This is a genomic window from Phaeobacter sp. JH20_29 (assembly GCF_048056175.1).
In the GTDB taxonomy this organism is placed as follows: domain Bacteria; phylum Pseudomonadota; class Alphaproteobacteria; order Rhodobacterales; family Rhodobacteraceae; genus Phaeobacter; species Phaeobacter bryozoorum.
The window spans coordinates 131,485-157,736 of the sequence record NZ_JAYMWO010000005.1; the positions used below are offsets into that span (position 1 = coordinate 131,485).

The window sequence follows — 26,252 nt, forward strand, 5'->3', positions numbered from 1 at the left end:
CAGGTCAAAGACCGCTCCGCGGAATGACAAAGGCCGCGCCGAGGCGCGACCTTTTCTAACAAGCAATCAATGAGGGTCGGGATCAGTCTGCCTTTGCCCGCAAACTGTCGCGATACAGCGCCTTGGCCAGTGAAATCATCATGAAAACCATGACAATTGTGAAGGGCAGTGCGCCAATGATCATAGCGTTTTGCAAGGCTCCGAATGGATTGGAAGCCGCGCCACTGTTGCCAGCGATGATCAGCGCCCCGATGACCGAGGTCAGAATCAAGCCCCAGATGATACGGTGCTTGATCCCGGTTTCCTCTTCGCCACCGGACATGATGGTGTTCATCACCAGAATACCCGAATCCGCTGAGGTCACGAGGAAGGTCATGATCAGCACAACACACATCACGGTGATGGCAGACAGGAAGCCGCCCGAAATCATCTGCTCCAGCGTCACAAACAGCTTGGCGGTATTGGTCGCCCCGATGATCGACCCTGCGGCGGTACCGTTCAGTTCCAGATCAATCGCGGTGCCGCCCAGAATGGTCATCCACAGGAAGCAGACGATGGCAGGTGCGATCACGCAGCCCAGAATGAACTCACGCACGGTGCGCCCTTTGGAAATACGTGCCAGGAACAAACCGACGAAGGGCGAGAAGGCAATCCACCAGGCCCAGTAGAATGTGGTCCAGCCTGCCTGCCAGCCGAACTGGCGACCGGGTTCCCCGGCTGCATAGATCGCATCGGCATCCAGCGCTGCCGCCGACGCAGGCAGCCCTTCGGTGAAGCCGCCCAGCGACCCCCAGGGGGATGTTGCCGAACCGTAGACCGAGCTCATATCTTCCGCAGGAAGCGCCTGTGCGGCCTCCGGCAGAGCCGTCGCAAAGGCATCCGCCGATTGCGGCCCATAGGCACCAAAGGACATCTGAGTGAAATGCAGGATGTAATCGACCAGACCGCTGCCGAATTTAGTCATCGCAAAGAAGAACGACCCAAAGAACACAAAGGTCAGCAGCAGGATAACCGACAGTACGAGATTGAGGTTGGAGAGATATTTGATGCCGCGACCAACCCCGGAAACTGCAGAAAGAATCGACAGCCCCATGATCACGAAAAGCGCCGACAGCAGGCCTACGGTGCTCGGTTTCGGCGCTTCGGCATCCCCGTTCATCAGCCATTCCATCCCTGAAACCGCATAGACGCCATCAACGAACTGGCTGACACCAAAACCGATGGTGACGGACACGCCAAGAATAGTGGCCACAACACCCAGAACATCAACCAGATGGCCGATAAAGCCATTTGCAGCCTTGCCAAGCAACGGCGTCAGGGCCGACCGGATCGTCAGCGGCATATCGCGCGTATAGGCATAATAAGCCAGCGACAGGCCGGTAAGAACGTAGATCGCCCAGGCGTGAAACCCATAGTGCAGGAAGGTGTAGCGATAGGCGGACTGGACCGCCTCCTCGGTATTTGCTGCGACCTCGCCGGACAGAACCAATGGGTTGGAACCCCAGAGGCCCAGCGGCTCCGCCGTTGCAAAGACCATTAGCCCAACACCCAGCCCGGCACCAAACATCATCGAGAACCACGAGAAATTGGAGAATTCCGGCGTCGCATCAGCCGCCCCCAGCTTCTTGTTGCCGGTTGCAGGCAGAATGGCCAGAACAAACAGGAAGAAGGCAAACAGTCCCACGGAGATGATGTAGAAGGCGTTGAATCCGTTCAGCAACTCGCTGTTCACCCAGGACAGGGTTCCGCTGGCTTTGCTTGGCCAGACCAAGGCCCAGAGGACCAGCGTCGTCATGATGATCTTACTGATCAACGCGATAGGAAGGCTGTGGCCCTCGTAGAAGCCGGATGGAGCTGTTTCGATCTCCAACTCGGTAAATGGTGGCTTGATTGACATAATCGTTCCCTGTTCCGTGTCGCGCGCCGTTGTTGTCGTTCCCCGTATCACCTGGCGCTCGGGTGGCGGGTTGTGCGCAGCGCACGCAAAGGTGCTGCGCAAGGCTCGATATGCGGTCACGCGGGCAGATCGGCAGATCCCATGTTGGCCCTTCGGCGCAACCTAGGCTCTGCTGCACGCGCAGCCGTTCGGTTTCAGTTCTGCTCCCCTATCTCCGGTCCCACGCCGACGCCGTCTCGAAGGTGCATCCAAGCCCCCTCGTCCCCATGTCGGCGTCGCGCATTTGGTCAAGACTACTCAATTACAGCGCATCAGGCACTTCGAATAAAATGTAGCGAATTTCAGAAAATCTAAATCCATCACAAAGACGAATTAGGATTCAAACATTTCAAATGCTTGCAGCCTGTCAAAGACTGTTCCAGCGGCTTATTTCGACCGGAAAAACATCTCGGATACAGAGATCAGCACGCTCAAAATCCCTGATGACCGTGCCAAATTTTGTGCAAGTTAACCAGACAGACCGGCCTCGGACCAATCCGCGACAGCAGAGAACCGGTAAGGTTCAGACGGAAACACCTGCCAGCAGGTCGGACCGGCTGATGTCGGCACGCTCCCCGGACATTGTGATGCGCCCCCGTCGCAGAACGACAAATCTATCTGCAAGCTCATAGGCAAAATCGAAATATTGCTCGACCAGAACAATCGCCATCTCGCGCTCGTCGCGCAGATGCCGGATTACATCTCCGATCTGCTGAATGATATTCGGCTGGATCCCCTCGGTCGGTTCATCAAGCAGCAGCAGCTTCGGACGCGTGATCAATGCGCGTGCAATGGCAAGCTGTTGTTGTTGCCCTCCTGAGAGATCGCCTCCACGGCGATGACGCATATCGTGTAGAACGGGGAACAGCTGGTAGATCCGATCCGGCACCTGATGATCGCTTCGCGGCAGGCAGCCAAACCCGGTTTCGAGATTCTCAAGCACCGTCAGCAACGGAAAGATCTCCCGCCCCTGCGGCACATAAGCGATGCCTTTTTGCGCCAGTTGATAGGATGAGGCAGCCCGCAATGGGTCGCCGTCCAGCAGAATTTCTCCACCGGATCGAGGATGGCGACCGGAAATCGCCTTCATCAGGCTGGTCTTTCCCACGCCATTCGTCCCCATCACGCAGGCCACCTCACCACGTTTCACCTCCATCGAAATCCCATGCAGGATCTGCGAATGCCCATAGTGCAGCGATATATTTTCCAGCTTCAGCATATTTTAGCGCCCCAGATAAACATCAATGACAGCTTGATCGGCGGTCACATGATCCAGCGATCCTTCGGCGAGGACCGCGCCTTCGTGCAGAACCGTCACCTTGCAGTTGAGGCGCCGCACAAAGTCCATATCGTGCTCCACGACGACAACCGCACGCGTCTTGGCCGCTGCGACCAGGATAGCCGTGGTCTGTTCACGTTCTTCCGGGCTCATGCCTGCCGCCGGTTCATCCACCAGCAGCAACCGTGGTTCCTGCGCCAGCAACATGCCGATCTCCAACCACTGTTTCTGCCCATGGCTCAGCTCCCCGGCGGAACGGTGCAAGGCATCGGCCAGACCAACCTCCGCAGCCAGTTCCTGAACGCGGCCAAGATGCGGCGAGCTGGGGCGATAACGTAACACGGCAAACGGGCCGCGGTCCGCCTTCAACGCCAGCAGCAGGTTTTCCTGCACTGTCTGTTCCTCGAAGACCGTCGGTTTCTGGAACTTGCGGCCAATGCCGTCCCGCGCAATGCGCGCTTCGGAACCCGCAAACACCGATCTTCGACGACCATCCCAGATGATGCTGCCGCTATCGGGCGCAGTTTTTCCGGTGACAATATCCATGAAGGTGGTCTTGCCCGCACCGTTTGGTCCGATAATCGCGCGCAGCTCCGCCGGACCAATCCTGAACGACAGGTTGTTGATCGCGCGAAACCCGTCAAAGCTGACCGAAATACCTGAGACTTCCAGAAGCGGATTCATCGCTGGACCTCCTGCTCACCGGGTTCAGTTGCAATCGTTCTGCGTTGCTGGATCAGGTCAAGCAATCCACCGATCCCCTTGGGCGCAAACAGCGTCACCAGAACGAACCCGAGCCCCAGAACAACCTGCCACCAGTCGACCCAGCGAATAGTGAAAATCCCGAGGTCAACATCCGGGGCCTGACCGCCAGTAAACCAGCTGGACAGCAGCGAGACGAGTGCGGCGCCAATCACCGCGCCGTAAAGTCGGCCACGTCCACCGATGGCGACCCAAACCGCGAGGTAGATAGACGCGATTGGCGCCATCTCAGCAGGGTTGATGATGCCGGCCTGCGGGTAATAAAGCGCACCTGCAATGCCCGCGACACAGGCGGTTCCGGTGAACACCACCAGCTTGTAGCCCTCAACGGAATAGCCCAGAAACCGGACCCGGGTCTCATTGTCGCGGATCGCCCGCAGCACGGATCCAAACTTTCCGCCAACCACCCAGGCAGCCGTCACATAGCCCAGCCCTAATGCGAGGGCCGAGCCCCAGAAGAACCAGATCGAAACCAGCGACTGCGGCACATCAGTCAGACCGGGCAGGTTTTGCAGCCCGCTCAGCCCGTTGTTGCCACGCAATCCGCTGTCGTTCTGGAACAGATATAGCGCCAGCGCCAATGTCATCGCCTGCGTCAGGATCGACAGGTAGACACCCGTGACCCGGCTGCGAAAGGCCAGCCAGCCAAAGACCAGCGCCAGCAACCCGGGAACCGCCACCACAAGTAAGAGCTGCACTGCCAGACTGTCGGCAAAGGCCCAGACCAGCGGAAAGCTGTCCCCCCCGACGACACCAAAGATCTGATGTGCGATCGCATCATGTATCTCGCCCTGGGTTGGCGGTAGCACCGCATCCGACAGGGAGCCGAGCACCGCATCCCGCGTACGCTCATACATCAGCCACATGCCGATCATGTAGCCGCCCAGCCCGAAAAACGCGAAATGCCCCAGGCTGAGGATCCCGACATAGCCCCAGATCAGATCCATCGCGATCGCTACCAGACATAGGCAGAGAGTCTTGCCCAGTGTCTTGATCATGGAGGTGGAAACAAACCCGGCCCCCAACCCTTCGGACAGCAGGGTAATTCCCAGCGTGAACAGCGCCAGAACGGCAATGAAAACCAACACCGATGGATTGCGGGCAATAAACGAACGCTGCATGGATCAGTCCCCCGCCGCGCGGCCACGCAGGGCAATAATTCCGCGCGGTCTGAATTGGATGAAGATGATGATCAGCACAATCATATAGGTCTGTGCCGCCAGCGTGTTGGACGGGTTCAGCCATTCGATGCCCTTCTGGGAGAAACCGATCATCACCGCCCCGGCCAGGGTGCCCCAGATACTGCCGACGCCGCCGACCACAACGGTCATGAAGCTCTGGACGATGTAGTCGTTGCCCAGCTCGGAGGTCACCTTCGCAAAGAGCCCGATTGCAACGCCCGCGATGCCCGCGATGCCGGACCCCAGGCCAAAGGTCAGCATATTCACCCGGTCCGGATTGATCCCCATGGATGCCGCCATGCCTCGGTTTTGGGTGACGGCACGGGTTTCCAGCCCCAGGCGTGTGCGCCGGATAATGAACAGCAACAGCCCAAGAAAACCCAACGCCAGCACGAAGATCGCGATACGGATATAGCTGATGGACACGACGTCGTTGATGATCCACGCGCCGTCCAGCCATCCCGGTGCGGTCAGCGGGCGCGCCTGCGTCCCGAATATGTTCTTGGCCAGCTGCTGCAATGCGATGGAAATACCAAATGTCGCAAGAAGCGTCTCTAACGGACGATTGTAGAGCCAGCGGATCACCAGACGCTCCATCGCAATCCCCGCTCCGAAGGTAACCGCAAAGGCCGCTGGAATCGCCACCAGAATGGACAGCGTATGGTCGGAGATGAACAGCTGCACCACATAGCCGGTATAAGCCCCCATCATGATGAATTCGCCGTGGGCCATGTTGATGACCCCCATAACGCCAAAGGTGATCGCAAGACCGATGGCCGCCAGAAAATAGATCGACGCCAGAGACATCGCATCCAGAGTGAGATCCGCCGCCTGATTGAAACCGACCTGCCTGTTGATGCGCGCCAGTGCCGTCTCTGCGGCATCCGTCACCGCCAAGGAGGACTCCTCATAGATGTCAAAGTACCGGTAGCCTGCGACTGCTTCAGCCATCTCTTCCCGGGTTGGGGCCGGGCGGGCCAGACCGGCTGCCACCAGGCCTTCATAGGCCTGTTGCCGCATTGCAGGGTCAGACAATTGCGCCAATGGAATACCGGCCACACGACCATCGGCGATATTGGCCTCCAACGCTGACCTGATCTCGTCAGCCCCCAGCGCCGCAGGTGCCAGATCGCGGGCAACCAGTGCGGCATAGGCATCCTCCGCGCCGATCCCGCGCCCGATACGCCGCTCGGCCGCGACATTTGCACCCGTCGGCGCACCCGAGGAATGGATTTGCAACTCCGTCTGCAACAGCGGATTCAATGTCGCGCGGACATCAACCCCCAGATCGGCGGACATCTCCTCAATTGCGTCAACACGTGCCTTTGGATCGGTATCAAAGCGAATGGTCAACAGGCGCTCCGCACGCCGCTTCAAGGCCAGCAGATCCTCATCGGTCTCACTGGCAATTGAGGCCCGCAACGGCATGAGCGCCGCGGCTGACGGGTCCCGCCCGATGGAGGTAACTGCCGCCTGTCGTATCGACAGATCCGGGTCTTCCAGTTGGAACCGAACCAGCGCCGTTCCGATCATCGCCCGCACGCCGGAGTTGGGCTTGATCAGCTTGAGATCGCCCTTATCCGCCACCCCGACCATTGCGCCACTGTCGAGGTCAATCAGATCATAGCGCCCATCAGCGTTTTTCTCGGCCCTGAAGAACACGTGGTCGGATGTCCGCAGGACCAGTTTCTTGTCCTGCCAGAGCTGCAAGACAGCCTGAACCTGCGCGAGGCCACTTTCGGCGATGGCATCAATCGCGGGTTCGATCGTCTGCCGCGAACTGGCGACAATCAAGGCGGACTGCGACTGAAGGAGGTCCTGAACCCCTGTATTCGATGGTGCAGATGCAACAGGCGAAGGCGAGGCCAGTTGAGGCGCTGTCTGCGCCGTGGCAGCCAAGCAGCCCCAAAGCACAAACAGACCAGCGGCAAAAAACCGTGTCATGATAGGCGTCATTTCCGTTCGAGGAGGGAAGAGAGGGTTGGAAGGGAGGAAATCCCCCCTTCCGTTACGATCCTGCCAGGTCAGTAGTTGGACAGGGTCTGCACGCAGCTCTTGGTCTCGGTGTTGTACATACCGCAGCCGAGGTCTTTCCAATCCGAAGTCAGAACAGCCGACTCGGGAAGGAAATCTGTCCAGGCATCGCCGGGCACTTCCTCAGTCTGGCTGATGATATCAAACTGCCCGTTGTCCAGTATCTCACCGATCAGTACCGGTTTTGCGAGATGGTGGTTAGGCAGCATGACCGCCGTGCCACCGGTCAGGTTCGGAAACTCCTGCCCGTACATCGCCGCGCGGACAGCATCGACATCTGTGGTGCCGGCCTCTGTCACCGCATTCACCCACATGTTGAAACCGATGTAATGGGCTTCCATCGGATCGTTGGTTACCCGGTCCTCGCCCATCCGCTCCTTCCACTTCGCGACAAAGGCGCTGTTGGCGTCATCCTCGGCGGATTGAAAGTAGTTCCAGGCCGCCAGATGCCCGACCAGATTGGAAGTATCCAGACCCGAGAGTTCCTCCTCCCCGACAGAAAACGCCACAACCGGGATATCGTCAGCGCTGATACCGGCTGCCGCCAACTCTTTGTAAAACCCGATATTCGCATCGCCGTTGATGGTGGAGATCACCCCCACCTTCTTGCCATCTGCGCCCAGCGCCACGACATCGGCAACGATCTTGGACCAGTCCGAATGACCAAACGGAGTGTAGTTCACAAAGATATCACTCTCGGCGATTCCCTTCTGCTTCAGATAGCTGGCGAGGATATTGTTCGTGGTGCGCGGATATACATAATCGGTGCCCAGCAGCGCGAATTTCTCCACACCCAGCTCGTCCAGAAAGTAATCCGTTGCCGGAATTGCCTGCTGGTTCGGCGCAGCACCGGTGTAGAACACGTTGCGCGAGCTTTCTTCGCCCTCATATTGCACCGGATAGAACAACAGGCCGTTCAGCTCTTCGATCACCGGTAGCACCGATTTGCGGCTCACCGAGGTCCAATTGCCAAAGATCACATCGACCTCATGCACACTCAGCAATTCGCGGGCTTTCTCGGCGAACAGGGGCCAGTTGGACGCAGGATCCACCACAACCGGTTCCAGTTCACAACCGAGGACGCCGCCTTTGGCGTTCTGATCCTCAAGGAGCATCAGCATGGTATCTTTGAGCGTTGTTTCGGAAATCGCCATCGTCCCAGACAGCGAATGCAGGACACCCACCTTTATTGGGCAATCAGCCGCCGCAACCGCAGTTCCCATGGTCGCCAAACCCAGCGCAGTGCAGGTGGCTGTCGTCGCCAGAACAGATTTATAGGTGATCATTCAGTCTCTCCTCGCCCGGACAGAGGTGTATCCCTTGCGCCGGGGCGCCGGATTTCCTACCTGTGGCGGGCAGCTTCGTGTTGCATCCGTGTGGCGGCTGGCGAGATCGCAAATTCCTCCGGTCGTCACACATCCACGATGTTTGAGCCTCGCTCTCGTGGATAGGCTGAGCATTCTGCATCGCAGCAAGTTTCGCAAACGACGCGCGAAAAACGCCCGCCGACAACCGCGCAACAGCCTGTTTTTTGATCACCAAACCCACAATTGGCCTCTATTTTGCGCAGGGCTTGCCGCGGAACAGCCAACTGTTCGCTTTGAACTGGCGGCAGATCCGCACTGTGATGAAATCGACAGCATGACGCCTAGACCTTCATCCCAGCGCCAATTGATGCCTTGGCAAACCGCCTGTTCCGGTGATTCCAGGGCGTCGCGCCTTCCTACGGCCGAGACGCAACCATGGCCGAGCCAGCCGATCCCGCCGCGCGCCATCGGCACGGTCTCGGTATCCTCCAAGCGGCGCGGCAACACATCGGTCCTCGCCGGACTCCGTCAGGCGGGCTCTCTGACGCTGCTGTTCCCGCGCACCCATGACGCGGATCTTCAGGGGGTTCTGGTCAATACAGCGGGCGGTGTGACTGGCGGAGATCAATTTGAACTCAGCGCCACCGCGCGCGTCGGAACCTCTCTTACGCTCACCACCCAGGCGGCGGAGCGGGCCTATCGGGCGCGACCCGGAGAGACGGGCACAATTCGCAACTCGCTCAGTGTCGAGCCTCGCGCCAGCCTTGCCTGGCTGCCCCAGGAAACCATCCTGTTTCAAGGGTGCAACCTGGACCGGACGCTGACGGTCGATCTGCACGAAGACGCCCGGCTGCTGCTATGCGAGACGCTGATCTTCGGGCGGGCGGCAATGGGCGAGACCCTTACCAAGGCGAGCCTGCGTGATTGCATCGACATCCGCCGCGCAGGCGCACCGCTGTTTCTGGATAACGTAAGCCTCGATGGTGACATCGCGGCCCATCTGGCGCGGCCCGCAACCGCAAACGGCGCCGGAGCCATCGCAACGCTCATTTATGTTGCACCGGACGCTGCCGGGCGGCTTGGCCCGTTGCGCGCGCAGCTTGGCCCGACCGCCGGGGCCAGCCTGATCGGCTCAGACCTGCTGGTCATGCGTGCCCTCGCAGCGGACAGCTATGTCCTGCGCCAGCTCCTGCTGCCGATCCTCCGTGATCTGCGCGGCGCCCCTCTTCCCCGACCTTGGATGATCTGACATGAACCTGACCCCGCGTGAAAAAGACAAACTGCTGATTTCCATGGCCGCAGAGGTTGCCCGACGACGCCTCTCTCGCGGCGTCAAGCTGAACCATCCCGAAGCAATTGCCCTGATCACCGACGCCGTTGTCGAAGGTGCACGAGACGGCCGATCAGTCGCCGACATGATGGAAGCCGGCGCGCAGGTCATCACCCGGGACGACTGCATGGAAGGCGTGCCCGAGATGATCCACGACATTCAGGTCGAGGCAACATTCCGCGATGGCACAAAACTCGTCACCGTTCACAACCCCATTCGCTGATTCACATTCAGGAGACCCAGACCCATGACATTGCGACCCACGCTCCTCTCATTGTTGCTGCTGGCTGGCGGCCCCGCGCTCGCCCATGGCGGCGCGCATGTTCACCCGCACGGTGCGGACACCTGGCTTCTCGTGGCTCTGGTCGCGACTGTCGTTATCGGCTGCGCCAGCCTTCTGTGGCGGCGCAAATGATCCCGGGAGAACTGATCCCCGCCGCGGGCAGTCTGGACCTCAACCCGGATCGTCAGGTCACCGTCCTGATGGTCTCTAACACCGGTGACCGCCCGGTACAGATCGGCTCGCACTACCATTTTGCCGAGGCGAACCCAGCTCTCGACTTTGACCGGGAGGCCGCTCGGGGCCTGCGTCTTGATATCGCTGCCGGCACAGCCGTGCGCTTCGAACCGGGCCAGCGCCGCGAGGTACAGCTGATCCCGATATCCGGCGCGCGACGGATCTTCGGCTTCAACGCCGCCATCATGGGGGATCTCTGATGCCATCCCAGATTTCACGCGCCGATTACGCGGCCATGTTCGGCCCCACGGTGGGAGACCGTCTGCGTCTGGCGGACACCGATCTGACTATCGAGGTGGAGCGCGATTTGATCGCCGAAGCCAGCGGTGTCGGCAACGTGCTCAGCTACGGCGAAGAGGTGAAATTCGGCGGGGGCAAGGTCATCCGCGACGGCATGGGCCAGTCTCAGGCGAGCCGCGCCGAGGGGGCAGTCGACACGGTCATCACCAATGCGCTGATCGTGGACCATAGCGGCATCTACAAGGCGGATGTGGGTCTGAAAGACGGGCGCATCGCCGCCATCGGCAAGGCAGGCAACCCGGACACTCAACCCGGTGTCACGATTGTCATCGGGCCGGGAACCGAGATCATCGCGGGCGAGGGGCGCATCCTGACCGCTGGCGGTTTTGACAGCCACATCCATTTCATCTGCCCGCAGCAGATCGAGGAGGCGCTGCACTCCGGGCTGACGACCATGCTCGGCGGCGGCACCGGCCCCGCACATGGAACCCTCGCCACCACCTGTACGCCGGGGCCATGGCACATCGGGCGCATGTTGCAGGCCGCCGACGCCTTTCCGATGAACATGGCCTTTGCGGGCAAAGGCAACGCCTCACAGCCCCGCGCGCTTGAGGAACAGATCATTGCCGGGGCCTGCGCGATGAAGCTGCACGAGGACTGGGGCACCACCCCCGCCGCCATTGACTGCTGCCTGTCAGTAGCGGACGCGATGGACGTGCAGGTGATGATCCACACCGACACACTGAATGAATCAGGCTTTGTTGAACACACGGTCGCAGCGCTGAAGGGGCGCACCATCCATGCCTTCCACACCGAAGGCGCGGGTGGCGGCCATGCCCCGGACATCATCAAGATCTGCGGCGAAGCGCATGTCCTGCCCTCCTCTACCAATCCGACCCGCCCCTTTACCGTCAACACCATCGAAGAGCATCTCGATATGCTGATGGTCTGTCATCACCTCGACAAGTCCATCCCCGAAGACGTCGCCTTTGCCGAAAGCCGCATCCGTCGCGAAACCATTGCGGCAGAGGATATCCTCCATGACATGGGCGCCTTCTCGATCATCGCTTCGGACAGTCAGGCGATGGGTCGGGTGGGCGAGGTTCTGATCCGCACCTGGCAGACTGCCGACAAGATGAAAAAGCAACGCGGACGCCTGCCCGAGGAGACAGGAGAAAACGATAATTTCCGCGTCCGCCGCTATATTGCCAAATACACGATCAACCCGGCCATCGCCCATGGTATCGCCCATGAAATCGGCAGTATCGAGGTCGGCAAACGCGCCGATCTGGTGTTGTGGAATCCTGCCTTCTTTGGGGTAAAGCCTGAAATGGTTCTGCTCGGCGGGTCCATTGCAATGGCGCAGATGGGCGACCCCAATGCGTCTATCCCCACACCACAGCCGGTCTATTCCCGGCAGATGTTCGCAGCCTTTGGCCGATCGGTGGAAAACTCCTCCGTCACCTTTGTTTCCGAAGCGGCGCAGGCAGGCGGGATTGCCCAGCACCTTGGTCTCGCCAAACAGACCTGCGCGGTCAGAAACACCCGCGACATTGGCAAATCGGACCTGAAACTCAACACCGCCCTGCCCAAGATCGAGGTCCATCCCGAAACCTATGAGGTCCGTGCAGATGGCGAGCTTCTGACCTGCGCCCCGGCCGATGATCTGCCCATGGCCCAGCGCTATTTCCTTTTCTGACGGAGCCTTCCCATGTCACTCCCCCTCAGCCAACACAAGGTCCACGCGCATGATGCCGACGACCGGATCACCCTCAGCTACGAGGATCGTTTCCTGCGACGCAGGGTGCTGACCTCTGATAGTGGCCTGCGGTTTCTGGTCGATTTCCCCTCCACGCTGTCGCTCGACATGGGCGATGCTTTTGTCTTGGACGATGGCCGCAAAATCGGCGTGCACCCGGCAAACGAACCGCTGCTGGAGGTCACCGGCGATCACCTGCTGCGCCTAGCCTGGCATATCGGCAACCGCCATATGCCCTGCCAGATCGACGCGGATCGTCTGCTGATCCAGCGCGACCATGTGATCCGCGACATGCTGCAAAAACTCGGCGCGACATTGCGCGATGTGGTCGAACCCTTCACCCCCGAGGGCGGCGCCTATGGTCATGGCCGCACCCACAGCCATTCCCATGGCGACGCTCAGGGGCAGCCCCATGCCCACTGAGGCACAGTTGCTGACCCTGATGCAGTGGTTTTCTCCCGGCTACCCGGTGGGGGCGTTCAGCTATTCCCACGGATTGGAATGGGCGATGACCTCCGCCGCGGTCAGCTCGGCTGCCGACGTGCAGGACTGGATCGCAACGGTTCTGCGCGACGGCGGCGGCTGGTCGGATGCGCTGTTCCTCGCTGCGGCCTATCACGCCCCGGACGCCGATACCGTGCAGCGGATCGACACCCAATGCCGCGCCTATGCACCATCCCTGGAACGCCTCCGCGAAACCGATCTTCAGGGCGCAGCCTTTTGCCAGATCACCCGCAGCATCTGGCCCGGAACCGACCGAGACGTTGCCGCGAGGCTCACCTATCCCGTAGCTGTCGGCTTTGCGGCAAATTGCTGTTCGATGCCCTTGCAGGCCACAACGGCGCTTTACCTGCACGCATTCACCGCAAACCTCGTCGCGGCGGCTCAGCGCCTTGCCCCCATCGGGCAAAGCGACGCACAGGCTATCCTCCACGCCCTTGCGCCGCTCTGCCAGCAGATCGCAGAGCAAACCGGGGATGGTGACCTCCAGCGCCTGTCCTCCACCTGCTTTCTTGCGGACATTGCCGCGATGAAACACGAAACACAGCATTCAAGGATCTTTCGCACATGAGCACATTGAACGGCCCCCTGCGCATTGGAATTGGCGGCCCGGTTGGCGCGGGCAAAACCACCCTGACCGCAGCCCTGAGCGAGGTGTTTCGCGACAGCCACTCCATTGCGGTGATAACCAATGACATCTACACGCAGGAGGACGCCGAGGCCCTGATGCGGTTGCAGATCCTGCCGCAGGACCGGATCCTGGGTGTTGAAACCGGCGGCTGCCCTCATACAGCCATCCGCGAGGATGCGTCGATCAACCTCGGCGCGGTCGCGGAGATGCGGGAGCGCCACCCGGATCTCGAGATTGTCCTGATTGAGAGCGGCGGAGACAACCTCTCTGCCACCTTCAGCCCCGAGCTCGCAGATCTGACCATCTATGTGATCGACGTCGCCGCAGGCGAGGAAATCCCCCGCAAAGGCGGGCCGGCGATCACCCGCTCGGATCTGTTGATCATCAACAAGACCGACCTTGCCCCGCATGTCGGTGCGGATCTATCGGTGATGGAGCGCGATGCAAAACGAATGCGCCGGGATCGCCCATTTTTGTTTGCCAATCTGAAGGCCCGCGACGGTGTCGGAGTGATCCGCGAGATGATCCAAACCCTTGGCGGACTCGGCTAGCCGTCTCGCGATTTACAAATCTCAACTCACCTTATTAGGGTGTTAAACTATATTGAAGCCATGGGCTGGGCTCCTGGTGGGCGGCCGGTCTTTGGGCGGCCCCAGCAGGCTGATCAGAGACGGAGAGCGGCAGCAAACTCTGCCGGTGTGATGGTGACAACAACGCGCAGATGATTCCCGTCATGGGCGAATTTGATTCGCCAAATCACTGAACATGTTACAGAAAACCAAAATGCGTCACTTCAGTTGAGAACTGCGACAGAGGCCTGTAGCGACGAATAGGTCCTCCGCGTTTTTCCCTCTCCACGCTGTAGATAATTCTGATCGAATAGATGCCGGTAACCGCCTGAACATAAGCGCGTTATTCGAACCAAGCGCAAACTGGCCTTATCCAGTCCAAGGATTTGGCCATATAGCCGCGCGCGTGAATATCCCTATGCGTGTCCAAGCACGGCACAACCGTAGCGAAACTGGATTACAGGCTGCTTCCGTCAGAAAGGTCGCGATACATGCTGAACGAAGAACAAACCGCAATTCTGGAAACCTCTGTCATCGCCTATGATGCGATCTTTTCGGACCTGGGACCGGAGGCACGGGAGTCGTTCCGCGACACCGTTCAGACCTTCTTGGAAACCGGGCTGGGCATTCCCGAAGTCAAAGCCATCAGCAAGGCGACCAACTACTCGAACTGGAACTACAATCTGGTCAAAAGCCTGAAAGGGAAGATCGCCGGTAAGGATTTGGTGAACGACGATGAGGACAACAATCTTGAAGCCCAATGGGCTGAGTTCATCGCAAAAGATCTGAAAATCGTCGGCAAGATCGTCGCCGCCATCGAACAACAATATGCTGCTGGCGAACTGGCGAATACCAACGAACAGTTCATCAATTCGATCAAGGGTAATGTCACCGACGACATATCAAAGCTTCAGGTCGACCTGGACGTGCTCCGGGCGCAGCACGACCGCCTAAGTGATCCGAACCATGCGGATTTCGACGCCGAAGCGGCCGACAAGGTCAGCAAAGAGATCTACCGGACCAGCACCGTTCTTGATGCAGCCGAAAAACTGCAAACCGACCTTGCTGCATTTGAGAAGGGCGGCGATATCGCCGACCACAGCGAAAGCCACGCGAACTATCTGCAAGCGCGCATTGATGCCCTCGAAATCGCCCGGCAAGATAAGCTGGAAGAATACAAGAAATACGCGGCGGAGACCTACACCGGCAGCGATGTGCTTGCCGCAGATGCAAAGGCCGAGCTGGAAGCCATTTCCAGTGAATCCCTTGAGCTGATCAGCCTCCGAGAGAAGACAGAAGGCTTCCAGGAATACAGCAGCACCGTCCGCACCGCCTCGCTGAAGGCCGGAGTCAATCTACTGAGCAGCAGTCAGGCGATCTCCGCTTTCGCCGTCAAACCCGACAACACGCCCGAAGGCCATGCTGCTAACGCAGGCTTCCTGGGTGAAGCCGTGTTCAGCGCTGGCGGCGACATCCTGGACGCTGCCGGCCATCTGAAATTTGCTAAGGGCGCAAAGGGCTTTGCGGCACTGTCACTGGTTGGCGGCGCAGCAGCCAGCTTTGTGCCCACAGCTAAGCTTCTTGCCGACCCGAACCTGCCGGATGAAACCCGCAAAGTCGTACAGGCAGAGGTCGGCCTGCAGGGAACCGCGCTCGCCTTTGCGGCCGTCGAGAACGTGCTCGGCATCGCAGAGCTTGCGGTCAAGGCAGGCAGCAAGGCCGCTAACGTGCTTGGCAAGGCGGTACCGGTTATCGGCGCCATCGGGTCTGTAGTAGGTGCGATCAACCCGGCAAAATGGGCGGAATTTGACCAGAAACAGGATCGGATCGACGCGATTCAGAAGGCCGACACCTACAGCTCCGGCCTGCTGAGCGACCTTCTCCAGGAATCCAAAGACGCAGAAGCCGCATTCTATGGCGTGACCACCGGGCTCGACGTCATCACCGGCGTCACATCGGGCGTACTTGCGGCAACCGGCGTGGGCGCCCCGATCGCCGCTGCGGTGGGTCTGATTGGTGGTGCGATTTCGGCAATTGTTGGTGCCTTTGAACAGGTTGCGCTTGAAGGAATTGCCGACAAATATGCCGCCAAGATCCGAACTGACGAGAACGGCAATCCGCAGACTGTCGAAGAGTTCTTCGACGGCAGCTTTGATCAGAAACAGGAAAAGACCAAGGCCCACTACACCGAGTTCTTCGGCGAGTTGATCGCGGACGACGATGTCGACCAGGTGATTGCGCTTGGCGGCCAGGGTCTGGATGTAACCGATATCGAATTGTCGGCCATCAGCAAAACCAGTGGCGAGCTGAACAAGACCGCCAAGAACTACGTTGAAACCTTCACGACCAATGGCTGGCAGACCGGCAACCGCAGCCTCACCCCGACCGAGGGCAGCGATATCAATGTTATCAACCTGCCGAATGCCAATGGCGCCAAATCCTACCTGACCTTCACAACACCGCTGTTCTCCGCCGGCACCGAGGAAACCAGCCGCGAAGAGACCGGCAAGAACGAGTATCAGACAACGCTCAAGATTACCGACCTGTCCGGCTGGGATATCCGCGACTACGGCGACAATCAGACCACCTTTAACATGTCGAAGGTTGTGTCGAGCGCCGAAGACCGTATGGGCAACAAGATGGAGGTCGGGATCGAAATCAACGCGGGTGGTGGTGATGACACGCTGTTCGCCTATGAAAGCCAGGTCACCTTCGACGGTGGCACCGGGCAGGATACCGCCTCCTACGCGCGGCTGTCAGGTGGCGAACTTTCGAGAGGGCTTTCCATTGGCGCATCCGGCGACAGCACCTATGTCTCGAAGAACCTCACGGCAGGTTCGAAATACTATCAGGAATCCATCGACTCGCAGACTGCCAACCACGGCAAACGCACCGAGGTTGTACAATTCCGCAAAGTTGAGCTTGCCGAGCGCAGTGGCATCCACTCAGTCTCCGACACCCTCAGCAATATCGAAATCCTGCATGGCTCCTCGCTGGGCGACTTCATGTTTCTCGACACCTCCACACAGCTTGAACAGGTCTTTGGCTTCGGCGGCGATGACCGCATTGATGTCGGCGCCTCAATTCAGGTTGTTGGTGGCGGCGAGGGCGACGATCTGATCAACCTCAAACACGCACTTCTGGAAAGCTACTGGAACGGCCAGAAAGACGAGCTCTATATTGATGGCGGCGAAGACGATGGAGATACCATCGGGCTCAGCAGCCAGACATTGCAGCGCTTTGTCGATGAGCTTGAGGTCGACCAGATCCGCGAACAGACCGCGACCGAAATGGCAGAAGCCCTGATTCCTCTGGTGACCGAAAACCGGGATGAGGAGGTTGCAAAAACCGCGGCGTCGCTCACGAATATCCTGAGAAGCACGGATGATACTGCACTGAAAAGGCTCAATGTCTGGAATACAGAAGCCGCGCATATCGTTTTGGACACCGAGGGCGCTGAGGGCGATACCATCGTCCATTCCCTGTCCGAATACCGGGCTGCGATCAATAACGGCATCACCAATGTCAACGCAGATGGCACCACATCCGAGCTGGATATCAGCGTCGATGTCGCCTGGGATTCCGGGTCGGTTGCGCTCCTCGGGACGGAACACAACGATACGATTGAGGGATCATCGAAGGACGACTACCTGTATGGTGACGCGGGCGATGATCACTTCACCTATGACGACTTCATTACCGGCAACGATATTATCGTCGGCGGAGAAGGGCGGGACATCTACAACGTCAATTATTTCCCGGCCAACTTCGGGGGCGGCAGCCGGGGCCATCATCTGATCACCGGGCCAGAGGCCGAAGATATCGCCGGCGACCTCCTCAACATCCACGTTCGCGACGACCGTGAGATCTGGTTCAATTCCTATGGCGACGATTTGGTCATCTCGCTTAGTGAAGACTTCTCCTTTACGGTCGAGGACTACTTCCTCGCACCGCAGGGATTGAGGACCAGCAGCCAGGCATTGAGCACCAACACAGATAGCTGGACCACTCTGGATGGATTGGCAAAAGCTGATCTGAATGCAATCCTTCAACAAGCGGGCAGTGCAGACTCGTTCGGGGTCAACGTCGTCTACTCGAACGGCGCAAACGTCGACTTCCGCCATGGTGCGCTGGGGAGCTTTGACAGCACGTCAGCTGCGTCACCGAGCAGCTATTTCACCACGCTGCGGGCCAATTACCACGCCTTCCGCAACTCGGACGACGTCTGGAAGACGCCTCAAAACGGAGATGAAACCAGCAGTTTCGGCGATGAGCTGGGTAAACTAACGGACGCAGAGAGCGGCGGTGCACTGCTCAGCTACGACGGCCTGTTCGACCTGAACAAACTCCTGAATATTCGCGATGTCGATCGAAACTCTCTGACCGGCATCAACGGGACTGAGGGCGATGATATCATCATTGGCTCGTCAGGTAAGGACAATATCGACGGCAAGGGCGGCGATGACATCATTGATGGCGGCTTGTCGGATGACACAATCGACGGCGGCGCCGGCTTTGATCTCTACAGCCGCGAAGGCTATGGAATCGGTATCAAATTTGAGCTGGGTATCGGCCTGCACGCAGAGCACGTACGTTACAATGACGCCCACACCGGAGAAGAGGTGCTTCTGACGACTGCCGGCGTCTACAGCAATTTCGAAGGTGTGATTGCAACCTCTCTGGATGACAAGCTAATCGGCAACAACGATGCCAATTACCTGGAAGGCGGCGCCGGGGCGGACACGATTTCCGGCAAGGCGGGCAATGACGTCATCGTCGGCGGCGCGGGATTGGATGTATTGGACGGCGGCGCCGGCTTTGATGTCGCGAGCTACAAAGGGGAAGCATCTGCTATCCAGTTCGACCTCGCCTCGACCCAACCTGGGCATCAACAGTTTGCGCAATACTGGAATGGCAGCCAATGGCTTGCAGGCGACACGGTCAGCAACTTCGAAGGTGTTGTCGGAACCAGCCAGTCGGATATTCTGAAAGGCAATGCCGGTGGCAACTATTTTGATGGCGGCGCCGGGGCCGACCTGATCGACGGCAGGGAAGGCGACGACACCATTATCGGCGGCGAAGGCACCGATACAATGAATGGTGGCGAAGGCTTCGATGTTCTGAGCTATGAGGGCCATTCGACTGCCGTTCGTATCAACCTGGCCCAACAAACCTCCGAGCTGATCCCGTCGCCAACCAACTATATCGTCGGCGATCAGATTTCCGGGTTCGAAGGCGTCATCGGTTCCGACTTCGATGATGATCTGATCGGCACCGCAGGGCGAAACCTGCTGGAGGGGGGTGCTGGCAATGATCGGCTTGCTGGGGGCGAAGGCTTCGATACCTTTGTGTTCCGCGCAGGTCACGGCACGGACCGGATCACCGATTTCACCGTTGGTGAGGACAAGCTGATGTTTGACTTTGGCGGCTCCGTGGCTGATTTTGACATCTCGGTCGTCGCAAGTGCAAATGGTCAGGAGACCCACACCCGTATCCAGACCTCGGATGGCGACCTGATCGACCTTCATGGCGTGGAAATCGACGAGCTGGGGGCAAACTCCTTTGTCTTTGTCTAACGCCGTGACCACAGCTGACCGGAAGCAGGAAAGAACGACCATGGATTCTCAACAGAACTTCCAGACTTATGGCAAGATCGCCTGGCTGTGGTCCAATTCCGTCCTGCACCGGGACTGGAGGGTCAGCCAGCAGGCAGGGTTTATCCTGCCTGCGATCGCCAGCCAGCAGTATTACATAGTCGAAAGAGACGGTTTCCCGGTTGCGTATTGCAGCTGGGCGCTGCTCGACGAAGAGACGGAGGCGGCGTATATCCTCGATCCAAACCACCTCGATCCGGATTGCTGGAACAGCGGTGACCGGCTCTGGTTCATCGACTGGATTTCTCCGTTCTCGCCGAAATACTCCTGGGCGCTGCGCAGCGCCCTGGTGAAGCGCTACCCGGACAAAGTGGCACGGGCGCTGCGGGTCAAGAAAGACAATCAAACCGCACGCATCGCCTCCTTCACAGGTCATGGCCTGGAAAAGCAGGAAAGCCGCGCCATCAAACGAAAATACTACGAAGACATGGTCGAAGGTCTGGCCAGCAATCCCAAGCTCGGTCAGGACTTCTTCCTCTCCGGTCTCAGCACCGAGGATTGATCGCGCGTCGATAGCTGCCCCCCGCCGCCCCGATATCAAATCCCGACCGCTCCCGGCCGGGGCGTCGGGGTGGCAACCCCGGGGGTCCACAGGATCTTCGCCTGTCACCGCCTCAGCAGCGGCGCAACCTGTCCTGCGATCAGATCTGACCCCCGCAGCGACGGGTGAATCCGGTCAGGCGCAAAAAGCGACAGGTCGTCGGGGCGAAACACCGCATCCATATCGAGGAGCGTCACGCCCGCATCCGCTGCCGCCATACGCGCCAGCCGTTCCTCCAGAATTTGGTAGGGCGCAACACAGACCGTACCCGCGTATCGCGGAGAGGTGTAATAATCGAGCCAGATGATCCGCGATCCGCGACGGCGCAGATCCGAGACCAGTTCCGGGATGGCACCCTGCGTTCCGCTCGCGGAAATCAGCCGGTCAAGTTCGACATCGCAAACCTTGCAGCCACAATCGCGGCTGCGAAGGTCATTGGCACCGCCATTCAGCACGACCCACTCCGCTGACACTGGTTTCAACTGCGTGGGTATGTGCAACGCCCCGCGCCCGCCGGTCACCCGCGCAAGCGACAGCGAGACATCGCCAACCGGTTCGCCAAGCCGACTTTCCAGCCGATCAGCAACGGATCCACTGTCATTTCGGTTCCAGGCCATGACGGAGTCGCCCGCCACAACAATGCGCGCATTCTCAGGAACCCCGCGCCCGCAGGCCCCCAGAAAAACCAGGCCGATTATCAACCAGTACTTCATCTGCCTGAGCTAAATCGCATCGCGCAGAGGTCAATCCGACAGCGCCCTGTCAACGGGATCGACATCGCGTCAGAATAAGGCAGGGCGCCCCCGCACCTGCCGAATGTCATGATTGAGACAGGCAGCCGTGCAATTTTGGTGACCCCGGCAGGATTCGAACCTGCAACCTGCCCCTTAGGAGGGGGCTGCTCTATCCAGTTGAGCCACGGGGCCTGATCAGGGCCAGCCTGTTTACGCGATAGCAAACCCACCATGGCAAGACAATCCTGTGGAATTGGATTTTGCAACGGCTGCGCCCCATTGTGCAGCGTGCTCTGTCTGCGCTAACGTAACAACAACAACAATGTGAGGCCATCGACGTGACAACGGACAACAAGCGCCCGCTCACCCTTCGTGACGTATCCGAAGCCACCGGGGTTTCAGAAATGACCGTCAGTCGCGTGTTGCGGAACCGGGGCGATGTGTCGGAAAAAACCCGACAAAAAGTTCTGAGCGCCGCAAAGGAACTTGGCTACGTCCCGAACAAGATCGCCGGTGCGCTTGCCTCGAACCGGGTCAACCTGGTGGCCGTGATCATCCCGTCGCTGTCCAATATGGTCTTCCCGGAGGTACTGACCGGCATCAACTCAGTGCTGGAAAACACGGATCTACAGCCTGTGGTCGGCGTGACCGATTACCAGCCGGAGAAAGAGGAGAAAGTCCTCTATGAGATGCTGTCCTGGCGACCTTCTGGCGTCATCATTGCCGGGTTGGAGCACACGGAGGCGGCGCGCGCCATGCTCAATGCCTCTGGTATTCCGGTGGTGGAAATCATGGATACCGATGGCAAGCCGGTGGATGCGATGGTGGGGATTTCCCATCGCCGCGCTGGACGTGAGATGGCCAAGGCCATACTGAAAGCCGGCTATCGCCACATCGGTTTCATGGGCACCAAGATGCCGCTGGACCATCGCGCCCGCAAACGGTTTGAAGGCTTCACCGAGGCGCTCGCCAAAGAAGGGGTCGAGATCGAAGACCGCGCCTTCTACTCCGGCGGTTCCGCCCTCGCAAAGGGCCGCGAGATGACGCAGGAGATGCTGGAACGCTCGCCTGAGTTGGATTTCCTTTATTATTCCAACGACATGATTGGCGCGGGTGGCATGCTCTACCTGATGGATCAGAAGATCGACATCCCCGGTCAGATCGGTCTTGCCGGGTTCAACGGAGTGGAGCTGTTGCAGGGGCTGCCACGGCAGCTGGCCACGATGGACGCCTGCCGTCTGGAAATCGGACGCAAGGCGGCAGAGATCATCGCCGCGCAGCTGGATAACCCGGATCAGGAGATCGAAAAACACGTGACCCTGACCCCTACCATCACCTTCGGCGATACGCTCAAGCGGCGCTGATGGCGGTTGCGCGGCTGGACAATCGGGCCGCGCGGCGCCTGTTCATGGATCGGCACGCCCTGCTGGAGCAACCCAGCGGGCCTGCCAAGGGTGATGCGCTGCTGGAACTGATCACCCGGCTTGGCTTTGTTCAGCTGGACAGCATCAACACGGTGGCCCGCGCCCATGACATGATCCTGTTCTCCCGCAGGCCCAGCTATCGCCCTGCGGCGCTGAAACGGCTCTATGAACAGGAACGCCGCCTGTTCGAACATTGGACCCATGACGCTGCCGTTCTGCCTATGGAGTTCTACCCGCATTGGCACTTGCGGTTTCGTCGCGACGCAGAGGTTCTGCGCAAGAGATACCGCAACTGGCGCCGCGACGGCTATGAGGCGAAGTTCCAGCATGTTCTGGACCACATTCGCGACCACGGCGCGGTTAGCTCCTCCGACGTGGGCAAGGATGAAGCCAAGGGATCCGGCGGCTGGTGGGACTGGCATCCATCAAAAACCGCGCTGGAATACCTCTGGCGCTCCGGCGCGCTGGCCGTGGTCGGACGCAGTGGCTTTCAGAAACGCTACGACCTGAGCGAACGGGTTATCGACACCCGTCACCTCCCCGCCCAAGGGTCGCCCGACCCGGAGAAAACGCTGGACTGGCTGTGCAATGCGGCGCTGGACCGGCTCGGCTTTGCCACCTCGGGTGAACTGGCTGCCTTCTGGGCGACGGCCTCACCGGCGGAATGCGCCGCATGGTGCAAACAGGCGCTGGCGGACGGGCAGATCGAACCGCTGGATATCACGCTTTCGGACGGGCGCAGCCGCCGTGTCTTTGCCCGCCCCGGCGCCGTCGGGCAGGCCGCCGCCCTGCCGCCACCACCGGGCCGAATGCGCCTCCTCAGCCCGTTTGATCCTGCCCTGCGCGACCGCAAACGCGCGGAAGGGCTGTTTGGGTTTCACTACCGGATCGAGGTGTTCACCCCCGCCGAGAAACGACGCTACGGCTACTACGTCTTTCCGCTGATGGAGGGGGACCGTCTGGTCGGCCGCATCGACATGAAGGCACACCGGCAGGCGGGTGATCTGGCGGGCTGTCTACATATCACCGCGCTCTGGCCCGAACTGGGCATCAAATGGTCTCCGGCACGGCAGAATCGGTTGGAGGCCGAACTGGAACGAATTCGCCGGTTCACAGAGATGGAGCGGGTGACATTTGCGGATGGCTGGCAACGCGATCCCCTATGAGTTCGACTCTAACAACGGGCAAAACGCGCCCTAGGCGAGGTCGGGGCGCAGCAACGGCTCAATCACCGCACGGTAATCTGCGGGCGCGGGCCTGGCGCTGAAATCGCTCGGCTCGATAAAGACGCAGACGAATTTGCCCTCAAAACACAAAACACCGTCCTGCCGCGCTTCCACCCGGAAGGTCACGGATTTCTGCCCCAGCGCAACCGGCCAGACAGCACAGGCCAACCTGTGGCGCGGCGTGACGGGAGAGCGGAAATCAATGCTCATATGCACAAAGGGCGTGCCAGTACCGCGATCCATTTCCATCTGATACCAGCCGTCACCATCCAGCTGCTGCTCCCACCAGGCATCAATCGCCTGCAACGCAAACCCCGGCAGATGACCGGTATAGGCAATACGCGCCGGGTCACAATCACCCCAACCGACGCGGATTTCATGCACAAAGTCAGGGGTCTGGCTGTCGGTCATTCTGGGCCTCGGCTCTGGGGTGTCACAGTGTTCACAATGGGAACGGCCACCCGCCGGGACGGATGGCCACCTTGCAGGATCATCAACTTTCAGCGCATCAACATCAACGGCAACAGCGTGATGATTGGAAAGGCCACCAATATCACAACCCGGATCAGGTCAGAGGCGACAAAGAACATCACCGCCTTATAGGTGTCGACCATCCGGGTGGTGCGATCCATCGCGTTGATGACGAACAGGTTCATGCCCACCGGCGGGGTGATCAGGCCAACCTCGACCACGATCAGAACCAGAATGCCAAACCAGATGGCGACGTATTCTGTCTCCAGCCGGTTCGCCATGCCCTTGGTCACACGAATGCCCAGCTCCTTCATCTGGTCGCGGGTCAGTTCGGTGCCAGTGGCAATCGCCTCCTGGATCGAGGCGAGCATTTCAGCCCCCATCCCCTGTGGCACGCCAGCCTTGAGCACCTCCATCGCCGCATCGGCCTGCATCGCGGGCAGATTCACCAGACCAAAATCCATCGCGGAAATAACCGGGTAAAAGATCGGGATAGTCAGAAGGATCATCGACAGGCTGTCCATCAGGCAACCAAAGGCCAGATAGAAGGCAAGGATCAGCATCAGCACCACCCAGGGGCTGAGACCCTGGGAGACCACGAAATCAGCCAGCTCCTGCGGGACTTTGGTCAGGGCCAGAAACCCGTTGTAGAACCCCGCACCCAGCACGATGAAAAAGATCATCGCGGTCGAGCGCGCCGTCACCATGAAACTATCGGTCAGGGTCTCACGGTTGAGTCCACCGTTCAGCCAGGCAATCAGCCCGGTCCCCAAGGCACCAACCGCAGCGCCTTCGGTCGGGGTGAACCAGCCCAGATAAATCCCGCCCACGACCAGTCCAAAAACCAGAAGAACCGGCCAGACGTGGAACAGCGCCGCAAACCGCTCGCCCCAGGGAACCGGGGGGCGCGTCCCCGCGCTGCCGGGGAAAACCCGGACATAGACAGAAATCGCAATCACATAACCAATGGCGGCCAGAATACCGGGGATAAAGGCGGCAAGAAACAGCTTTGCGATGTTCTGCTCTGTCAGGATGGCATAGATCACCAGCACCACAGAGGGCGGGATCAGAATGCCAAGCGTACCGCCTGCCGCCAGCGTCGCCGTGGAGAAGCCGCCAGCATAGCCGTAGTTGCGCAGTTCAGGCAGCGCGACACGTCCCATGGTTGCCGCCGTGGCCAGCGAGGAGCCACAGATCGCGCCAAAGCCCGCACAGGCCCCGATTGCTGCCATGGCAACACCGCCCTTCCTATGCCCCAGGAAGCCTTCAGCCGCCTTGAACAAAGCCGTGGACATGCCACCCAGCGTCGCAAAATGGCCCATCAAGAGGAACATCGGCACGATGGTCAGCGAATATGAGGAGAAGGTGGAATAGGTCTCGCTCTTCATCCGGCCAAAGGCCACCTGAGTGCCATCTGTCACGATGATCAGCCCGACCAGCCCAACCAGAAACATCGAAAGGCCAATCGGAACCCGCAGGAAAATCAGCATCATCAGGACGGGAAATGAGGCAATCCCGATTTCAAGCGCAGTCACTGTTCGCCCTCCACGCCGTCCCAGACAAGGATGCGGCCAGTCATGAATTCAATCGTACGGACGGCGGCCATATAGAGGCCCACCAAGGCGGCCACGCTGGCCGCGACCAGACTGGCGGCATAGGCCCACCAGACCGGAAACTCGAGCAGAAAGGAGGTCTCGCCGTTCTCGAACTTGCTCAGCATCCCCGCGCCAAGCCGCACCGCAATCAGCACCAGCACAGCCGCAAAGACGATCTCAGTCGCCATCCTCAGGAACCGTTTGGCCCCCCGCGGGAAACTGTTGGTGACAATATCCACCGACGCATGGCCCGCCGTGATCTGGCACAATGGCAAAAAGGCAAAGATCGCAAAGGCGACGCCTGCCTCGACAATTTCGAAATCACCATTGATCGGCCCGACACCGATGGCGATCAGCCACTCGGCCAGATCCGGCGCGATGCTCTGCATCAGGGCGCCATGCAGCCCCCCGTTCAGCAACCGCCCGGCAATCGACAGACAGGTCAGCAGGATCAGAAGCGATAAGACAATACCGCCCGCCATGGCCATTGTTCTGGCCAGTCCCATCATCAGCTTGTGCATGGAAAGCCTACCCTTTCAGGTGGGGTGGACCTGCGACAGA

Annotated in this window: 22 protein-coding genes and 1 tRNA gene; 12 read left to right on the forward strand and 11 right to left on the reverse strand. The window is 59.5% G+C overall.

The genetic code is table 11. The features are described from left to right. Positions 1-82 precede the first annotated feature (82 nt). The 6 genes from VWZ85_RS03390 to urtA all read right to left on the reverse strand — a co-directional run bounded on the left by VWZ85_RS03390 (position 83) and on the right by urtA (position 8,478). Positions 83-1,897, reverse strand: coding sequence for a BCCT family transporter (locus tag VWZ85_RS03390; protein ID WP_340546965.1), 1,815 nt, complete (start codon positions 1,895-1,897; stop codon positions 83-85). Positions 1,898-2,459: 562 nt separating this feature from the next. Continuing rightward, the gene (urtE, locus tag VWZ85_RS03395) at positions 2,460-3,155 is read right to left on the reverse strand and encodes an urea ABC transporter ATP-binding subunit UrtE (protein ID WP_416587119.1); all 696 of its coding nucleotides are present in this window, start codon (positions 3,153-3,155) and stop codon (positions 2,460-2,462) included. Positions 3,156-3,158: 3 nt separating this feature from the next. Then, positions 3,159-3,899: an urea ABC transporter ATP-binding protein UrtD gene (urtD, locus tag VWZ85_RS03400; RefSeq protein WP_340546967.1), complete on the reverse strand. Its 741-nt coding sequence runs from the start codon at positions 3,897-3,899 to the stop codon at positions 3,159-3,161. Then, positions 3,896-5,098 (reverse strand): urea ABC transporter permease subunit UrtC, encoded by a 1,203-nt coding sequence (gene urtC / locus VWZ85_RS03405; protein ID WP_340546968.1) that lies wholly within the window; start codon positions 5,096-5,098, stop codon positions 3,896-3,898. The genes urtD and urtC overlap by 4 nt, the downstream gene beginning before the upstream one ends. Before the next feature lie 3 nt (positions 5,099-5,101). Beyond that, positions 5,102-7,102, reverse strand: a complete 2,001-nt coding sequence (gene urtB, locus VWZ85_RS03410) for an urea ABC transporter permease subunit UrtB (RefSeq protein ID WP_416587121.1) — start codon at positions 7,100-7,102, stop codon at positions 5,102-5,104. An 80-nt stretch (positions 7,103-7,182) separates the two neighbouring features. After that, positions 7,183-8,478 (reverse strand): urea ABC transporter substrate-binding protein, encoded by a 1,296-nt coding sequence (gene urtA, locus VWZ85_RS03415; RefSeq protein ID WP_340546970.1) that lies wholly within the window; start codon positions 8,476-8,478, stop codon positions 7,183-7,185. A 388-nt stretch (positions 8,479-8,866) separates the two neighbouring features. Between urtA and VWZ85_RS03420 the strand changes: the two genes are divergently transcribed. The 10 genes from VWZ85_RS03420 to VWZ85_RS03465 all read left to right on the forward strand — a co-directional run bounded on the left by VWZ85_RS03420 (position 8,867) and on the right by VWZ85_RS03465 (position 20,202). Then, the gene (locus VWZ85_RS03420) at positions 8,867-9,748 is read left to right on the forward strand and encodes an urease accessory protein UreD (RefSeq protein WP_416587123.1); all 882 of its coding nucleotides are present in this window, start codon (positions 8,867-8,869) and stop codon (positions 9,746-9,748) included. Between the two features lies 1 nt (position 9,749). Continuing rightward, the gene (locus VWZ85_RS03425; RefSeq protein WP_260089774.1) at positions 9,750-10,052 is read left to right on the forward strand and encodes an urease subunit gamma; all 303 of its coding nucleotides are present in this window, start codon (positions 9,750-9,752) and stop codon (positions 10,050-10,052) included. Positions 10,053-10,076: 24 nt separating this feature from the next. Continuing rightward, positions 10,077-10,244, forward strand: a complete 168-nt coding sequence (locus VWZ85_RS03430; RefSeq protein WP_416534441.1) for a peptidase M23 — start codon at positions 10,077-10,079, stop codon at positions 10,242-10,244. After that, the gene (locus VWZ85_RS03435; RefSeq protein ID WP_416587125.1) at positions 10,241-10,546 is read left to right on the forward strand and encodes an urease subunit beta; all 306 of its coding nucleotides are present in this window, start codon (positions 10,241-10,243) and stop codon (positions 10,544-10,546) included. The genes VWZ85_RS03430 and VWZ85_RS03435 overlap by 4 nt, the downstream gene beginning before the upstream one ends. Then, positions 10,546-12,285, forward strand: a complete 1,740-nt coding sequence (gene ureC / locus VWZ85_RS03440; protein WP_416542640.1) for an urease subunit alpha — start codon at positions 10,546-10,548, stop codon at positions 12,283-12,285. The genes VWZ85_RS03435 and ureC overlap by 1 nt, the downstream gene beginning before the upstream one ends. A 12-nt stretch (positions 12,286-12,297) precedes the next feature. Further along, on the forward strand, positions 12,298-12,768 hold the full coding sequence (locus VWZ85_RS03445; RefSeq protein WP_416542641.1) for an urease accessory protein UreE: 471 nt from the start codon (positions 12,298-12,300) through the stop codon (positions 12,766-12,768). Beyond that, complete coding sequence (locus VWZ85_RS03450) at positions 12,758-13,417, forward strand: urease accessory protein UreF (protein WP_416534438.1); 660 nt, start codon at positions 12,758-12,760, stop codon at positions 13,415-13,417. Before VWZ85_RS03445 ends, VWZ85_RS03450 begins: the two co-directional genes overlap by 11 nt. Beyond that, a complete protein-coding gene (ureG, locus tag VWZ85_RS03455) occupies positions 13,414-14,028 on the forward strand; it encodes an urease accessory protein UreG (protein WP_416534437.1) in 615 nt (204 codons plus the stop codon). The genes VWZ85_RS03450 and ureG overlap by 4 nt, the downstream gene beginning before the upstream one ends. 509 nt (positions 14,029-14,537) lie before the next feature. Further along, a complete protein-coding gene (locus VWZ85_RS03460) occupies positions 14,538-19,622 on the forward strand; it encodes a hypothetical protein (RefSeq protein ID WP_416587127.1) in 5,085 nt (1,694 codons plus the stop codon). Between the two features lie 40 nt (positions 19,623-19,662). Continuing rightward, a complete protein-coding gene (locus VWZ85_RS03465) occupies positions 19,663-20,202 on the forward strand; it encodes a toxin-activating lysine-acyltransferase (RefSeq protein WP_416537690.1) in 540 nt (179 codons plus the stop codon). Positions 20,203-20,306: 104 nt separating this feature from the next. Here the strand turns inward: VWZ85_RS03465 and VWZ85_RS03470 are convergent, their stop codons facing one another. Both VWZ85_RS03470 and VWZ85_RS03475 read right to left on the reverse strand, forming a co-directional pair. Continuing rightward, complete coding sequence (locus tag VWZ85_RS03470) at positions 20,307-20,858, reverse strand: SGNH/GDSL hydrolase family protein (protein ID WP_416548992.1); 552 nt, start codon at positions 20,856-20,858, stop codon at positions 20,307-20,309. 232 nt (positions 20,859-21,090) lie between these two features. Then, positions 21,091-21,167: transfer RNA gene (locus VWZ85_RS03475), tRNA-Arg, on the reverse strand. Positions 21,168-21,313: 146 nt separating this feature from the next. On the opposite strand from VWZ85_RS03475, the gene VWZ85_RS03480 reads away from it, so the two are divergent. Continuing rightward, on the forward strand, positions 21,314-22,339 hold the full coding sequence (locus tag VWZ85_RS03480) for a LacI family DNA-binding transcriptional regulator (protein ID WP_340546980.1): 1,026 nt from the start codon (positions 21,314-21,316) through the stop codon (positions 22,337-22,339). Then, positions 22,339-23,565 (forward strand): winged helix-turn-helix domain-containing protein, encoded by a 1,227-nt coding sequence (locus VWZ85_RS03485; RefSeq protein WP_416587130.1) that lies wholly within the window; start codon positions 22,339-22,341, stop codon positions 23,563-23,565. The genes VWZ85_RS03480 and VWZ85_RS03485 overlap by 1 nt, the downstream gene beginning before the upstream one ends. Positions 23,566-23,595: 30 nt before the next feature. Here the strand turns inward: VWZ85_RS03485 and VWZ85_RS03490 are convergent, their stop codons facing one another. The 3 genes from VWZ85_RS03490 to VWZ85_RS03500 form a co-directional block, all read right to left on the reverse strand. Then, a complete protein-coding gene (locus tag VWZ85_RS03490) occupies positions 23,596-24,036 on the reverse strand; it encodes an acyl-CoA thioesterase (RefSeq protein ID WP_416587132.1) in 441 nt (146 codons plus the stop codon). Between the two features lie 89 nt (positions 24,037-24,125). Next, positions 24,126-25,631, reverse strand: coding sequence for a TRAP transporter large permease (locus VWZ85_RS03495; RefSeq protein WP_416587134.1), 1,506 nt, complete (start codon positions 25,629-25,631; stop codon positions 24,126-24,128). Beyond that, positions 25,628-26,212 carry a TRAP transporter small permease gene (locus VWZ85_RS03500; RefSeq protein WP_340546984.1) on the reverse strand — a complete coding sequence of 195 codons (585 nt, stop codon included), beginning with the start codon at positions 26,210-26,212 and terminating at the stop codon, positions 25,628-25,630. Before VWZ85_RS03500 ends, VWZ85_RS03495 begins: the two co-directional genes overlap by 4 nt. Between the last annotated feature and the right edge of the window lie 40 nt (positions 26,213-26,252).

What these genes read in the sequence shown, in the direction of transcription:
- urtE (WP_416587119.1), bottom strand. Translation starts at nt 3,155, where the DNA reads ATGCTGAAGCTGGAAAATATATCGCTGCACTATGGGCATTCGCAGATC.
- VWZ85_RS03430 (WP_416534441.1), top strand. Translation starts at nt 10,077, where the DNA reads ATGACATTGCGACCCACGCTCCTCTCATTGTTGCTGCTGGCTGGCGGC.
- VWZ85_RS03420 (WP_416587123.1), top strand. Translation starts at nt 8,867, where the DNA reads ATGCCTTGGCAAACCGCCTGTTCCGGTGATTCCAGGGCGTCGCGCCTT.
- VWZ85_RS03390 (WP_340546965.1), bottom strand. Translation starts at nt 1,897, where the DNA reads ATGTCAATCAAGCCACCATTTACCGAGTTGGAGATCGAAACAGCTCCA.
- VWZ85_RS03470 (WP_416548992.1), bottom strand. Translation starts at nt 20,858, where the DNA reads ATGGCCTGGAACCGAAATGACAGTGGATCCGTTGCTGATCGGCTGGAA.
- urtA (WP_340546970.1), bottom strand. Translation starts at nt 8,478, where the DNA reads ATGATCACCTATAAATCTGTTCTGGCGACGACAGCCACCTGCACTGCG.
- VWZ85_RS03485 (WP_416587130.1), top strand. Translation starts at nt 22,339, where the DNA reads ATGGCGGTTGCGCGGCTGGACAATCGGGCCGCGCGGCGCCTGTTCATG.
- VWZ85_RS03425 (WP_260089774.1), top strand. Translation starts at nt 9,750, where the DNA reads ATGAACCTGACCCCGCGTGAAAAAGACAAACTGCTGATTTCCATGGCC.
- urtB (WP_416587121.1), bottom strand. Translation starts at nt 7,102, where the DNA reads ATGACACGGTTTTTTGCCGCTGGTCTGTTTGTGCTTTGGGGCTGCTTG.
- VWZ85_RS03435 (WP_416587125.1), top strand. Translation starts at nt 10,241, where the DNA reads ATGATCCCGGGAGAACTGATCCCCGCCGCGGGCAGTCTGGACCTCAAC.
- VWZ85_RS03460 (WP_416587127.1), top strand. Translation starts at nt 14,538, where the DNA reads ATGCTGAACGAAGAACAAACCGCAATTCTGGAAACCTCTGTCATCGCC.
- VWZ85_RS03500 (WP_340546984.1), bottom strand. Translation starts at nt 26,212, where the DNA reads ATGCACAAGCTGATGATGGGACTGGCCAGAACAATGGCCATGGCGGGC.
- VWZ85_RS03450 (WP_416534438.1), top strand. Translation starts at nt 12,758, where the DNA reads ATGCCCACTGAGGCACAGTTGCTGACCCTGATGCAGTGGTTTTCTCCC.
- VWZ85_RS03445 (WP_416542641.1), top strand. Translation starts at nt 12,298, where the DNA reads ATGTCACTCCCCCTCAGCCAACACAAGGTCCACGCGCATGATGCCGAC.
- ureC (WP_416542640.1), top strand. Translation starts at nt 10,546, where the DNA reads ATGCCATCCCAGATTTCACGCGCCGATTACGCGGCCATGTTCGGCCCC.
- ureG (WP_416534437.1), top strand. Translation starts at nt 13,414, where the DNA reads ATGAGCACATTGAACGGCCCCCTGCGCATTGGAATTGGCGGCCCGGTT.
- VWZ85_RS03465 (WP_416537690.1), top strand. Translation starts at nt 19,663, where the DNA reads ATGGATTCTCAACAGAACTTCCAGACTTATGGCAAGATCGCCTGGCTG.
- urtC (WP_340546968.1), bottom strand. Translation starts at nt 5,098, where the DNA reads ATGCAGCGTTCGTTTATTGCCCGCAATCCATCGGTGTTGGTTTTCATT.
- urtD (WP_340546967.1), bottom strand. Translation starts at nt 3,899, where the DNA reads ATGAATCCGCTTCTGGAAGTCTCAGGTATTTCGGTCAGCTTTGACGGG.
- VWZ85_RS03490 (WP_416587132.1), bottom strand. Translation starts at nt 24,036, where the DNA reads ATGACCGACAGCCAGACCCCTGACTTTGTGCATGAAATCCGCGTCGGT.